We start from the raw sequence: 13,165 nt of genomic DNA on the forward strand, positions 1-13,165 counted from the left end.
CGGCTTGGTTGGTTTGCGGTCAGAACCAGTCGTCGTCAATGTCGCTGTCGAGCGCGGACAGATCGATGTCCGGTGTCGGCGGCGTCGGGACGCTGGGTGCGTGTTGTGGTTCGGGCTGAGGCTCGATCAAGCGTCCGTGCGCATCCAGCTCACGGATGCCCAGATCGACATAGCCCTTGGCGAGCTTGGCCTGGACCGTCCGCAGCAACCGCTCATAGCGGCTGGCGGGATAGATGCGGCTCTGGGACAGCTGTCCGGCGCGACCCCAGCGCACCTCGCTGGAGCCGTCCTGACGGCGCCGCCAGGCCCAGTCCTTGGCCGAGCCATCAGCGTGGGTGTAGCGATAGAGCTGGAAGGGCTCGCTCATGGCGCGGTCCCTCCCGTCCAGAGGTCACCCATCACATCGGCGGCGAGCCGGTGGATGGCCTCGCGCTGCTCGGGCTCGGCCCGTGCGGTCAGCGCCTGCTCCAGAGCATAGGCGATCGGCTGCGGCGCCCCGCGGAAGGTCAGCGCCAGACGTGCCCAGCGCACCAGGGTGCGGGTGGAGAGCGTCACGGTCAGTTCGGCGCCCTGTTCCCCTTCACCGAGGAAGAGTCGCCGGATCTCGTTGGCGACGGTGATCATCAGGGTCGCCACCTCACGCGGCAGGCTCGGGGCACTGGCTTGCAGGACCCCCAGTTCGTCATCCGGGGACAGATAGCCGACCTGCAGGACGCGAAAGCGGTCCAGCAGGGCCAGGTTCTGGCGCAGCACGCCCTGATAGAGCCCGGTAGGATCACCGGCGCCGGCCGAGTTGCCGGTGGCGAAGACCCGAAACCTCGGGTTGGGTCGGATGACCTCGCCGCCGTTCTGGGCGATCACCAGGGGCTGGCCCTCGATGACGTCGTTGAGTCCGGCCAGCTCGGCCGGGTCCATGAGGTCGATCTCGTTCAAGATGAGGAGGTGACCCTCACGCATCGCGATGGCCAACGGGCCATGGACGAAGCGGGTCGAGCCCTCGCAGAGGACGAACTGCCCGACCAGGTCGGACAGTTCCATGCGGCCGTGACAGGCGACGGATTGGACCGGCCAGTGCAGCCGGGCCGCGACCTGACAGATCAGCGAGGTCTTGCCGCTGCCGGTCGGACCGGTGAGCAGGAAGGCATCGCCCCCGGCCTGGCGCAGGAAGGCCAGCACCGAGGAGAGCCCCTGGCGGAAGACGTAAGGAGTCAGGACGGGGATCTGCGGATGCCCGTCGTCGGCGAAGCCCTCGATGGTCAGGCCCTTGGGGGCATTGACCCCGAAGGTCTGGGCGATATTGAAGCCTTGGGTGGTGCGCATGCGTCTCTCCGGCGAAGGGGAGACGCCGCCCCGGTGGGGAGACGAATCTCCCCGTGGGGTGGAGCCAGCACAAGCTGGCGGATGGATGTCGGCTTGAGGCCGAGTGGTGGTGCGCGGGGTCTTGATGGATCGCTCCCGCAGGCGATGAACGGGCTCAGGCTGTGAGCACGTCGGAAAGGGCTGGCCGCTCAGGCTCGGGGGAGGCGGAGGGGCGAGACCTCTCGGGCACTGGTCAGTTGTCAGTTGTCATTACGGACGCCAGCTTGCCCCGATGGGTTCATCACCAGGGAGTCCTGGAGCCTCGCAGCCCTCTAGTGGACCCTGCCCCCGATGGGGACAGGGTGGATGGTGGTCAGAAGAAGCCGATCGGCTCGTGCTCGGGGCGGGGCTCGGTGACCCGTCCGTCGACCTGGTCCTTATCCGGCTCAGGGGCCGCGACTGACGCAGTCCGCCGACGGCGTTTTGGCTTCTCGACGGGCGCAGAGCCCGACTCCGCGGTATGGTCCTCCTGCTTCAGCGTCACCCGCACCCGCTCGCTAGCGGGTCGGCGGTGCACCTCCAGGATGGCCGCATCCAGCTCCGGCATCAGCGCCTCGAGGGCACCCGCATAGTCCACCGATCCCTGCTGGCGATAGCGCAGCACCCGCAGGTCGGTCTGATCGGCGAGCAGAAACTCACCCATCAGGCCGACCAATCCGCTCTGGGCCTCGGCCATCTGCGCCTTGAGCCCCTTGAGCTCGGCCTCGAGGACCTTGGCCCGACGCTCGGCCGCGCGGTACTGGGCCGATAGGCGCTCCCACTGGACCTGCTCCTCCCCTGTCGGGACGAAGCAGTCCCGCTGCGGGTCCGGGGTCGGCTCTTGCTTCCTGCGCACCGCCTCGTGGAACTGGAGGCAGGCCGGGATCAGCTCCTGCTCGATGAACACCGCGTCGCGCTCGATGACAAATTCCAGCGCCCGGACCTTGGGTCTGACCGGATCGAAGACGAGCCAGCCGCGCGCAGCCTCGGCGATGGCGAGCTGGAACTGCACCTGGACCCAGTAGAGCCCATAGGCCAAGCTCTCTTCGCCTTCACGGGCCACGGCGTCCCAGGTCTTCTGCGCCGGCACCTTGAGTTCGACCGGCTCGTCGCGCTCGGTGAGCCCGTCGAAGGAGCAGCGCAGCGTCGGATGGTCCGTATGCTCGGCACAGACCGGCAACAGCAGGGTGTCGTGCCGCTCTTCGAACCCCTGGCGAGCCGTATCTTCCAGGGCGATGCCGCGCTGGACGAAGGGGTTGTTGGACAGGTCGTCCGGAAGACAGAGTCCGGTCTTCTCGGCCCACAGGCGCCAGGGCGTCTGATAGGGCGAGCGACCGAGGATGACGGCCGCCTCGGAGGCGGTGACACCCTGGGCGCGCCAGGCGAGCCACGCGGGCGTGCGCTGGGAGAGGTTGACGATCTTCATGGGGGGCTCCAGTCGGTGGGCGCACCACTCCCACACGGGAGCGGTGTCCCGTGGGGGATGGGCGACCGGACGGGCCGGTCAGTTGTCGAGTTCAGGCGGCCTCGGCCGGCGGGTAGCTCTCGCGCTCGGCGCGAGCCAGCTCGGCCAGGGCATAGTCGAGGACTTCGCCCTGATAGCGACCCTTGAAGTAGTCCTGGGCCGAAGCCCAGGCCCGGCTCTTGGCCGCGCGGATCACCAGCCCCTCGATCTGGGTCAGGATGGCCTCGTCGACGTTCGGGACCACCGGCTCGGTGGACTCCGGGGTTGGCTCGGCGGTTGGCGTTGCGGTGGCCTCCGCGGGCGACGTCGCGACGGTCATGCTGACCAGATCGCCGTCGATGGCTTTACCCGCCATCTCCTCGGCGGTGTAGCCCGCCTCCTCGGGAAAGGCCGCGCGCAGACTCGCCGCCTTGGCGCATTTGAGGAGCTGACCACGCGGACGCTTGACCCACATGGCCGTCGGCAGCTCACCCCCGCCCATGCGGGCGTAGGTCTCTTCCCAGAACACCGTCTCGGTGAAGGGACAGCGTGCTCCGCCGATCAGGCGGTAGACGGTCACCTCGCACCAAGCCGGAAAGGTCACCGTGACAGCTTGATCCTGCCAGGTGCCCTTGACCTTGGTGCTGCCGCTGAAGCTGCGGGTGAACTCGGGGCCGAAGCGCGCGGGATCCATCCCAGCCCATTGGCCGGTGCGCGCGGCGGTGGTCTGGACCTCGGCGATGCCGGGCCAGACGGTCTCGACCTCGCGCCCGAGACTGCGGTTCCACATGGGTACGATATGCACGGGGCGCTTCATAACGTCGAGGCCACGCGCCTGACAGTAGCGCACCGCCAGAAGCACACCCTCGACCGTGTTGGCCGCGGGGAAGATGGAGTCGACCAGGACCTGCCAGGTGGCGGCATCCAGACCGAACTCGGTGAGTGCCTGGGGCGGGATCGCCAGCCGACAGGCGGGGAGTGTGGTCAACGCTGGGTTGGACTTGCTCATGGTGCCTCCGGATCAAAGGGGCACCGCTCCCCAGGGGGCACGGATGCCCCGGTGGGGTGAATGGCCGACGCTCAGGCGTGGCCGGGTGAGGAACGCGTCAGAAGGGGATGGCGTCGTCGAAGTCGGACGTGGGCGCCCGTTTCGTTTGGGCATTCGTCCGCCCGCGTCCGCGTGCTGGTGTCGACCGCGATGCGGGGAGTGCTGTCGTCGGCGAGGACCGGGACGGGCTTTCGCTCGCGCCGGAACGCTCCGTCGCGCCAGAGGCGCGACTGTCGAGCATCTGCAGGGTGCCGGTAACGTCGACCACGACCTCGGTCACGGTTCGCTCACCGCCGTCCTGCGCTTGATACTGGCGCGTGCGCAGCTTGCCTTCGATATAGACCTTGGAGCCCGAGTGCAGGTACTGGGCGGCGATGTCGGCGAGGCGCCCGAAGAGCACCACGCGGTGCCACTCGGTGCGCTCGCGGCTCTCGCCACTGGTCTTGTCGGTCCAGGTCTCGCTGGTCGCCAGCGAGAGGTTGGCGACCGAATCGCCGCTCGGGAGCGCTCGGACCTCGGGATCCACGCCCAGGTTGCCGATGAGGATCACTTTGTTGATGCCGCGTGACATGGTGTCGTCTCCTGTTGCAGGGGGCAGGTCAGGACCGCAGGGGCGCGGGGTGCCGCTGGAGAGCTGCGTCTCTGGGCATGGCGCGTGACTCGGCGAGTCGCTGTGCGGCGCGCAGGAGTCGTGGCCAGCCGGGGAGCTGGGCCAGGTCTGAGGTGTGGCTGTAGGTCGCCACGCCGGTGGTGAACAGGGCCACCGTGCGCAGGGCACGGATGGATGCTGCGGTGGTGTGCATGCGTCGTCTCCGAATAGCGGAGAGACGCCCGCCCCTGAGGGGGATGTGTCTCCCCAGGGGATGGAAGGCCAGCGTGCGCTGGCGGATGGTGCGCGCGGTCTTGTGAATCGCCCGCGCAGGCGATGACGGATCCCAGGTCATGAGATCGCGCGAACATCTGTCGTCTCGACGCCGCCGATCACGCATGGCGACGCCGAGGCGACAGGGGTCCGGCGCACAGGCTCAGGGTCTGGATCAGAAGTGCGGACGCACGCGGGCTCAGGACGTCCCGACAGCCTGGCCGGGATCAGACGCCGTCAATCGGCGCGTGAGGGGCGCCTAGGGATGGCGCGGGTGGTGCGCGGAATTGGGTGCCTCCGCAGGCCGGTCACGCGCGCGATGGAAGCCGCGAGCAACTGCCCATTTTCTAGCACGCGGATGAAGGTCGCGCAACCCCAGCGGGCGATGCGGGTGCGACCAAGACGATGGACCTCATGCTCAAGCGGATCCTTACGGCGAAAGCAGAGCAGGAGCAGTTGGTGAAAACGAGCAGGCTCGATTGAGTCATCGTGCATCCCGGCGGACTGACGGATCGTCGCCGCACCGGTACCGATCGCTTGGGTTGTCGACTCGACCCGCGAGTCGGGTCGTATTGCGCACGCGGATGTGGCGGATTTCATGCTCCGCCAACTGACGGACCATACCTTTCTGCGTCAAATACCAGCGGTCACCTGACAGCGGCAACGCGTGGCACCTCGGATCGACCGAGATCCGACATCGGCTGATCGGCGCCAATTCGACCGCCTCGCCTAAGAAGTGGTTAAGCAGCGATCAGGACGCGGTTTTCTCAATGCTGGTGGATCGTTAACGCCGGATGACACAGGTTATCCACAGAGACACTCACGGAACCTGGGGACAATTGCCCGACGCCAGAATTTGGTTGTCGGCAATGGATGCACGCATGGCCTTGTTCGTGCCGGGAATCTCCGGCACGAAGACGGCGACGCTGGATCCGGGGCGGCGACTGAGACTACCCAGCGGGGAGACGCATCCGCCGACGGAAGAAGGCCTCGTTGGGGTGCCGAGGTCGGACCGCCATGGCCTCCATGTGACGCTTCTGCGCCGTCTTGCGATCCCGAATGCGCCTGCGACAGGCGCGGCAGCGCACCGCGCGCGAGTCGATGTGACCCTTGGCGACTTCGTACCACCACTTCTGCTGCGATGCTGTCCAGACCTCCTGTGCACCACAGTCGCGGCAGATGAAGCGCTGGTCCACGTAATAGTCAGGCAGGAGGCCGTAGGTGTTGTTGTGACTGAGTGCGCTGTGGTCGGCTGGGAGCGACCCTGAGGGCGCCTCGCCGAGCGATTGCCCGGGACGGCGGAGCGCGGTCCGTTTCATCGCACGTTTGGCGCGCTTCGCCTTGATCTCGGCACGACGCTGCCGATTGCTTTTCATGCGCTCTCGGTCTCCACGGTGGCCGGTCGATGGCGATGCACCGACACGCTGCTCAGGCTCCCCAGTAGGGCGTGGCGATCCCTTCCCCCAGGTCAGCTTCCACGAGACGGCGGCGCACATCGAGCAGCTTGTCGATCAGGGCCGGCTCGGCTTGGGCGTAGGCCTCGGCATCCGGGCGGCGATTGACCACGACCCCGAGCAGCTCGGTAATGGCGTTGCCGATCGAGTTCTGACTGATGGCGACGATCAGATCGCCAGCGTCGTTACGATAGATCACCTGCTTGAAAGCGGGTTGCCAGCGGATCGCGTTGGCGTACTTGGCGTCCTTGAGGCAGCGGTCGCGGACCATCTTTGCGGTCTTCAGCACCTCGTTGTTGAACTGCAGCTTGCGCTCGACGAGGTCGGGGAAATAGAGGTCGCGCGGCAAGGGGGCATTGCGCGTGGACACTTGGCCGAAGAAGGTCCGATAGAAGTCGATGAAGCCCTTGAGGAGGGTGTCGTATTCCTTCCAGAAACGCACCTCCCTGAGCGCGGAGACACCGCCCTGGACCGTCCAGCTCGGCAGACCTTGGGGGTACCCGGTCAGCGCGATCCTGCTCGAATCTGGCGCGCAGGAACGCAGGATGTCGAGATCCAGCGCATCGAAGAAGGCGCGGTAGACGTCGCGCAGATAGGCCTGAAACAGCGAATGCTGGCCGCCGTCGGTGAGATTGGGGTTCTTGGGATCGGCGAGTGGCGCCGCGCGCAGCATGTCCTTGTCGAAGACGATGAAGTGGTTGTGCAGCATCCGGATGCTCGGCACCCCGGGCGAGGTCAGCGGCCAGGTGGCATCTAGGCTCGCCTCGCCGGCCAGGATCAGGTGCCGGTCCGGGTCGGGATACTGCTCCAGCATGTACTCGAAGAGGATCTGGTTCATCCGGTTCCAGACGCTCCTCACCGCATCTGGCAGCTGGGTCCGGCGGACCGGACGACTGAGGGGGTCGAGGATGCGCTGCGATGTGTTGTAGATGATGGAGGTATCGAACGCGTTGCTGTGTCCCAGCGCCTTGCGGTAGAGCAAGAGTCCCTCGGGATTCTGGAGCAGGCCGTTGTTGCGCACCAGGTCGTTGAGGTTCTCGGCGCTGTTGAAGAACTCGTTCGGCTTCATGCCCTCGGGGACGTCGAGAGGGATGGGGCGAAAGGGAGTGACGATTTCACGAGGCCCAGACGGCATGAGATCACGCTCCGCGAAGGATCATCGGGTAACTGCCAATGATAGTCTGCCTGATTGTCGAGCCAAGGACCTGGCCCATCCGATGGTGGCGATCAGGCGTTTCTCTGCGGTCGGCGTTTGAGGTGCCCCAGTCGTGGCCAGCCAGGGAGGTGAAGCGGCGGCCCACCACACACGAACCGGACGCCCGATTCAGGACGACCAGCGGGAGTTCTGTCCCAACTACGGACAGTGGCGCTTGGTCGGTCGCCGCCCGTAGCTGCACGGATAGCCGACACTTCCTTGGCCACACACCTAACAGATACTATCCCAGGAATTCCCGTATCGTCCGGTCTCCGGCTGCGTTCTCACGACCACTCACCTCGGCAGCTAATGACAGTTGCAGGATTGTGAAGTCGACGCTTGTCTTCTTTTCGAATCACATATACTGTGCTCGGCAATGGTTACCATTGCAGACTTGCCAGATCTAACAGCGTGCAACCTGCGGCCGACGATGGGTTAGATACTGCCGCGCTCAGGCTTTATGGGGCGCGACTAGCTGTTATTAAGCCTGTTCTCAAGTCCCGTTCTATGAATTTGCTCGAGGTGTGTGGTTTTGAGAATATCGATCCAGTGCTTAGGGCCGGTAGCTCACTATGAATTCGATCTGGAAAAGAACTTCCACTTGATTGTTGGTAAAAATAGTGTAGGAAAATCCTATGCGATAACTATTGTATACTTGATTCTTAAGACCATCTTGGGGTGGGACCCACGGGGTTTCTTCTCAGCAGTTGGTATTGACGAGCTGACCGACGATTCTATTCTTGCAGAGGCTGCTAGCGAGCTAGCGTCTGTGGGATACTCGCAGGACTTATCAGCTAACAGCGCAGTGCAGAGGGCTTTTCAGCACATTCTAGATGTGTTCTTTCTTGATCAGCTTCAAGCATCCATCGAGGGTTCCTTTGAGTCTCTAGACTCGCTAACGACGCAGTATTCTCAAAGCGAGTTAGATATTAGAATAGCCTCAAGGGATTGTCAGTTCAGTATTGCGCTTGCAGAAAATCGCTTATGCATCCGCAATATTTCATTAACAAATAACTACTTGGTTCGCGGGGTTAAGACGAATCGCTCTAACGCAAACCTCCGCGATGGGCGTTTTCTATATCATAACCTTGATGACCCTAAGCATATTAAGTCTTCTTTAATTCAGGAAGCGTATTATCTCCTGTCTGGCGTCGCGAATGAGGTCTTCTCGCACTGCCTTAGTATTCATTACCTCCCCGCATCGAGATCTGGTCTGTATCAAGCGCTTAGCGCATTCGGGCAAATAGTTGCAGAACTGTCAAGGAGTCGGACATTTATTAAGCAACGAATCGACTTGCCGAACATATCTGAACCTGTAAGCGACTACTTCCTGAAGCTTTCGAATGTTGAGGTGAAGACGGCGCAATATACTGCATCACCGCTGAATCAGGTTGCAACAAGTATCGAAAAGGAGATTTTGAACGGCGAGGTTGAGTTCGATTCTCGCACAAAGCGGATGGTGTTTAAGCCGTCTAACACTAACCTTCGGCTTGATCTTGCTTTTGCATCCTCTATGGTCTCAGAGTTGTCTCCAATCGTCACATATCTTCGGCATATTCTGACCGAGCCCGTCAAGCGTTCTTTCGTGGCGCGTCGGCGCCAGACTACATCGAAGGCAATGATAATCATTGAAGAGCCAGAGGCTCATCTTCATCCCGAAGTTCAAGTAAGACTAATAGAGCAGTTTGCTGCACTTACGGCTCTCGGGGTGAAGGTTGTTCTGACATCGCACAGTAATTTCGTTTTTAATAAGGTCAGCAATCTCGTTATTACCGGTGCTTTGCCTGTGGATTTCGTTGCCGCAACGCTTTTTGAGATGAAATCCGCAGGAAGTAGCGGCAGAGCATTGACGGTCGATCAGTATGGTATAGATGATGAGAATTTCGTAGACACGGCTGAGGCACTATTCATGGAGAAGACGGAGGCGTTGACTGGAGATGCTTGAGGCGATCGAGCTTAATGAGCAATTGCGCCAGATTTGTCGCGAGTCGTGTGCGGAGAACAATATCCAAATCGAGATCTGCGATGCCCTCGTGTCGGGAGGGCTTCTCGATCAGTCGCTTATTAAGATCCTAAAAGTAGATGAGTATTATTCATCTAAGAACTTCTCGCAGGCTCCTAAAGCAATTGATTGTATGATCGTGGTTCGATGCGAGTCCGGCGAGTTCGAGATCACACTGGCAGAGCTTCGGGACGTGAAGTCGACCAAGGGTATTCCGCCGCGAGATATTCTGGACAAGTTCAAAACGGTGTTCTATCGATTCATGGCTGAGGACTTTTGCGAAATCTTCGCCGATCCTCAGCACAAGGTGAAGAAGATTGAGGCGTGGCTTGTTTCTGATCCTTTCAATTTGCCTCAACTGTCCGATGAGGACTATCGCAAAAAGATTGGCAGCACGAGGCTGGATGTTATCCAATCGGCGAAGCCGTTCTCGTTCAGGGGACATGCAGTACCTATTCATGCTTTGCGGCCAAACCCCGAAATTTGTTCCTGCTGAGTCGGCGTAGTTTGGTGAGAATGAGGGAGAGTGTGAAGCGGCGACTCGCATAGACGTGACTCTGCCCGATATTCTCTTGTCCAGCGCATCCACCTTGACGTCTATCTCAATCGCCGTTCGAAATTACTTGGGTCGTTTCTCATTCAACCTACGGATTTGACGTCTGAGAGGTGTCCGCTATCTTAGGTTCTCGCGACATTGGCGACGCAGGTTAACCTGACCGCTCCCCGCGTTTTGCTGCCGTACAACGCAAAATCGGAATGGCCGCTTTCTCACGCATCGTACCTGAGCGACGTCGCCAGCTCGCCAGTGCCCGATGACTGAACGCGGTCAGAGAAGCTGACGACCCGCTCCAGACATGCGAGTCGAGCGTCGAGCGATGCGTCGAAGAGCGGCATTCGGCGCCCGCGATCAACCGGCGTGCTCAGCGCAGCAAATCCGCCTCACGCCACTGGTGTAATCCGGCGGCGATCAGCGCGATCCCCAGTACCATGCCGAGCAGAATCGCAGAGCCCAAGGCGCCCATCGCGATGAGCAGGACACCAAGCGCGATGCTTGCCCACAGCCCAACCTTTCGCAGCCCTGGAGGATTGACGATTCCGGCGTCGCGCAGCGCGGTCAATCCCGTGATGCCACTCAGGATGAGACCGCCGCCCAAGAACACGGCCACCAGCCAGAGGGCCAACTCCGGCCAGATGAGCACCACCAGGCCAGCGATGATTTGCGCCCAAGGGCCGAAGACGCTGAGGGGCACTCCTTGCTTGCGCACGTCGATGACGAAGAGCAGGGAGACGATGCCGCTGGCGAGCATGACGCCGCCAAGCGCCAACACCGCCAATGTGCCGAAGAAATAGGGGAGCGCAATCGCCGCCACCCCGAGCAGGATTGAGACGATCGCAAAGCGTCTTGTTGAGGTCACGCTGTCGCTCCTTGTTGCGCTGACGGACACGCCCAATGGTCGCCCCGTGGCGGCGAGCCTGCCCCGATGACGTTAGCGTTTGTAGGGTGATCTGAGTCTAGCGCATCGTGCGATGGTGCTCGACCAGAAACCCGTCACCGCGGCTCGATGCGCCGGGTCGGCGACCTCATGGATCGGCGTTCATGGCCGATCCTTTTCGATTAGGCTGGGTCGAGCCACAGCCACCGCTAACGCTGCTCAGGCGTGAATCTGGCTGAGCGCGGCCAGCGCCTGCTGTTCGCTTGCGAGACACCCTGCCCTGGCCATCTGTCCGAACCCGCTGCCCGAGAGGCAAGACGATGACCGAACGCCACACGCCCGCCACCCACCAGCGAGCCCATGCGTCCGACTGGGACGCCACGATCGATGACCGCATCGCGGACCCCATGACCCGTTGGGGCGTGACCGTGCTCGAACGCCTCCGTCTGAACGGGCACGAGCGCGTACTCGATGCCGGTTGCGGCTCGGGCCGGGTCACCGAGCATCTTTGCCAGCGCGTGCCGCGCGGGACGGTCATCGCCCTGGACCTCTCCTCAGCGATGCTGGAAGAGGCCAGGCGCAGACTCGCTTCCTATGCCGATCGGGTTCGCTTCCTGCGTGCCAGCCTTGCCCATCCGCTGCCGCTCGCACCTGTGGATGCCGTCTTCTCCACGGCCACCTTCCATTGGATTCGCGATCACGATGCCTTGTTCGCCAACCTCGCCGCGGTGCTGCGCCCTGGGGGTCAACTGGTCGCGCAGTGCGGGGGTGCGGGCAATATCGCGCGCGTCCATGCCGCCGCGAGAGCCGCGGGCGTCGACCTCGACCCGACGCACTTCGCCACCCCGGCCGAGACGCAGCGACGGCTCGAGGCGGCCGGTTTCATCGAGGTGCAGTGCTGGCTGCAGCCAGAGCCCACGACGCTCGCGCCAGGGGAGCCACTTGAGACCTACCTGCGCACCGTCTGTTTGCGCCACCATCTCGAACAGCTGCCCGAGCAGGACCGCCAACCCTTCCTGCGCGAGGTGATGCGGCAGCTCGGCGAGCCCGTGATCGATTACGTGCGACTCAACCTGCTCGCGCGCCGGGGGGCGGTCAGATGAGTTCGTCCACGTCAACGGCGATGCCCTCCGCTCGCAGTGCCATGACAATGGCGGTGGTCAGCCTCGCGGCGATCGCAGGCGCTGATCGCCCTTGGAGACGCTGCTTGAGCGAGCGCACTTGCCTGACGAAGACGGACCAAGCCACCGGCTGGTCGCCATCGCCTTCGCCGGGGTCGGATTGGCTGCCGCACCCGATCATGAATTCAGCGTCACCCTCGTGGTACTCGATGAGCCAGCCCCAGTCTTCGCCGACGGGATAGCTGGTCACGACGCCGCTTTTCGCGAGCGTCTGCGCCAACCACCAGGCCAATTCAAACCCGTAGGCGCCAGGATTGACCTGGCAGTCTTCCGGCAAGACCGGAAGGAACTTCGGGCTCGTGAATTCGATCTGTGCCATACAAGCCTCGCTCCGACCTGGATCACGCTCACACCCTGACATCAACGTCCTGCCCAACTCGCAGGAGTCGCCTCCGCTCGCCGCTGTTCGGCGACGCCCCTTCAGAGCGCCACCTGGCGCTCCGGTCGGACGTGACGCCCACCCGACAGGCTATCCGCTCGCGGCGTCGCGTCAGCTCGTTGAGAATGCGCGAGAGCGGTGAGTTGAAGCAGCAAAAGCTGTCGCGACTCTCGATGCAAGCGCCGAAGAAATTCTTCTTGCAGTAAGAGCCGACCCGGTGACAGGACCTCAGCTCACGCTGCACGCCGAGGGTAAACTCGTCCTCGGTACACTCCCAGATGAGCCGGATCAGGATCATGACGATGGTGTAGATCAGATAGGCCCACATCACCCAGTAGAGCACGACCGAGATCGCCGGATTGAGGGCCACGGTCGAGGCCGCCGAGCCGTCGGCGGCCACGGCGGCGCCACCGGTCGCCGCATTGACGAAGAGCGCGTTGGCCGCCTGAGTGCCGAAGACCTCAGCGGTCCACTGCACCGTCTGCTGCAGGAGTTGCTGCTTGAAGGTGGCGATCAGCCCCTGCTTGGCCGCTTCCGTCGTCACCGCGGTGGTGTTGCCGGTGATGTTGTTCACGGCCGAGGTGAAGGCATCCTTGACCGCCGACCAGGTGTCGACCAGCGGCGAGCGCAGGGTCTCCCAGGCACCGAAGGCGGGATTGGAGACGCCGGCCTTGACGAGGGACATGGTGACGCTGTCGAGCTTGGCCACCGAGAACATCAGCTGCAGATAGAGTCCCAGGGAGATGCCGCTCGGGCGCTCGCAGCAGTTGACGATGCCGCCGACCGCGCGCTTGCACTCGAGCGCCTCGCCCTTGAAGACCTGACAACT

At 62.8% G+C, this 13,165-nt stretch carries 15 protein-coding genes; 3 read left to right on the forward strand and 12 right to left on the reverse strand.

Translation table 11 applies throughout. The features are described from left to right. Positions 1–19: 19 nt before the first annotated feature. The 9 genes from G3480_RS16045 to G3480_RS16090 form a co-directional block, all read right to left on the reverse strand. Entirely contained in the window at positions 20–367 is a 348-nt protein-coding gene (locus tag G3480_RS16045) for a hypothetical protein (RefSeq protein ID WP_164654906.1), read from the reverse strand. Next, a complete protein-coding gene (locus G3480_RS16050) occupies positions 364–1,320 on the reverse strand; it encodes an AAA family ATPase (protein ID WP_164654907.1) in 957 nt (318 codons plus the stop codon). The genes G3480_RS16045 and G3480_RS16050 overlap by 4 nt, the downstream gene beginning before the upstream one ends. 352 nt (positions 1,321–1,672) lie before the next feature. Beyond that, positions 1,673–2,764: a YqaJ viral recombinase family nuclease gene (locus G3480_RS16055; protein WP_164654908.1), complete on the reverse strand. Its 1,092-nt coding sequence runs from the start codon at positions 2,762–2,764 to the stop codon at positions 1,673–1,675. Positions 2,765–2,855: 91 nt separating this feature from the next. Further along, positions 2,856–3,791, reverse strand: a complete 936-nt coding sequence (gene bet, locus G3480_RS16060; RefSeq protein WP_164654909.1) for a phage recombination protein Bet — start codon at positions 3,789–3,791, stop codon at positions 2,856–2,858. Positions 3,792–3,888: 97 nt separating this feature from the next. Next, the gene (gene ssb / locus G3480_RS16065) at positions 3,889–4,401 is read right to left on the reverse strand and encodes a single-stranded DNA-binding protein (protein ID WP_164654910.1); all 513 of its coding nucleotides are present in this window, start codon (positions 4,399–4,401) and stop codon (positions 3,889–3,891) included. A 28-nt stretch (positions 4,402–4,429) separates the two neighbouring features. Then, positions 4,430–4,633, reverse strand: a complete 204-nt coding sequence (locus tag G3480_RS16070) for a hypothetical protein (protein ID WP_164654911.1) — start codon at positions 4,631–4,633, stop codon at positions 4,430–4,432. A 296-nt stretch (positions 4,634–4,929) separates the two neighbouring features. Continuing rightward, positions 4,930–5,187 (reverse strand): hypothetical protein, encoded by a 258-nt coding sequence (locus G3480_RS16075; protein WP_164654892.1) that lies wholly within the window; start codon positions 5,185–5,187, stop codon positions 4,930–4,932. A 455-nt stretch (positions 5,188–5,642) separates the two neighbouring features. Next, complete coding sequence (locus tag G3480_RS16085) at positions 5,643–6,068, reverse strand: zinc-ribbon domain containing protein (protein WP_164654912.1); 426 nt, start codon at positions 6,066–6,068, stop codon at positions 5,643–5,645. 52 nt (positions 6,069–6,120) lie between these two features. Then, positions 6,121–7,281, reverse strand: coding sequence for a hypothetical protein (locus G3480_RS16090; RefSeq protein ID WP_164654913.1), 1,161 nt, complete (start codon positions 7,279–7,281; stop codon positions 6,121–6,123). A 592-nt stretch (positions 7,282–7,873) separates the two neighbouring features. On the opposite strand from G3480_RS16090, the gene G3480_RS16095 reads away from it, so the two are divergent. Continuing rightward, complete coding sequence (locus G3480_RS16095) at positions 7,874–9,286, forward strand: AAA family ATPase (protein WP_164654914.1); 1,413 nt, start codon at positions 7,874–7,876, stop codon at positions 9,284–9,286. Beyond that, positions 9,279–9,839 (forward strand): hypothetical protein, encoded by a 561-nt coding sequence (locus G3480_RS16100; protein WP_164654915.1) that lies wholly within the window; start codon positions 9,279–9,281, stop codon positions 9,837–9,839. Before G3480_RS16095 ends, G3480_RS16100 begins: the two co-directional genes overlap by 8 nt. 424 nt (positions 9,840–10,263) lie before the next feature. On the opposite strand, the gene G3480_RS16105 is transcribed toward G3480_RS16100, so the two are convergent. Beyond that, the gene (locus tag G3480_RS16105; RefSeq protein ID WP_164654916.1) at positions 10,264–10,758 is read right to left on the reverse strand and encodes a DUF308 domain-containing protein; all 495 of its coding nucleotides are present in this window, start codon (positions 10,756–10,758) and stop codon (positions 10,264–10,266) included. 338 nt (positions 10,759–11,096) lie between these two features. Between G3480_RS16105 and G3480_RS16110 the strand changes: the two genes are divergently transcribed. Further along, positions 11,097–11,879 (forward strand): class I SAM-dependent methyltransferase, encoded by a 783-nt coding sequence (locus G3480_RS16110; RefSeq protein WP_164654917.1) that lies wholly within the window; start codon positions 11,097–11,099, stop codon positions 11,877–11,879. Here G3480_RS16110 and G3480_RS16115 read toward each other — a convergent pair. Both G3480_RS16115 and traN read right to left on the reverse strand, forming a co-directional pair. Further along, on the reverse strand, positions 11,872–12,276 hold the full coding sequence (locus tag G3480_RS16115; protein ID WP_164654918.1) for a hypothetical protein: 405 nt from the start codon (positions 12,274–12,276) through the stop codon (positions 11,872–11,874). The two genes, G3480_RS16110 and G3480_RS16115, sit on opposite strands and share 8 nt — an antisense overlap. 28 nt (positions 12,277–12,304) lie before the next feature. After that, positions 12,305–13,165: conjugal transfer protein TraN (gene traN / locus G3480_RS16120; RefSeq protein WP_240905857.1), on the reverse strand; the 861-nt coding region annotated here is incomplete at its 5' end.

Source organism: Thiorhodococcus mannitoliphagus (assembly GCF_010915725.1).
Taxonomy (GTDB): Bacteria; Pseudomonadota; Gammaproteobacteria; order Chromatiales; family Chromatiaceae; genus Thiorhodococcus; species Thiorhodococcus mannitoliphagus.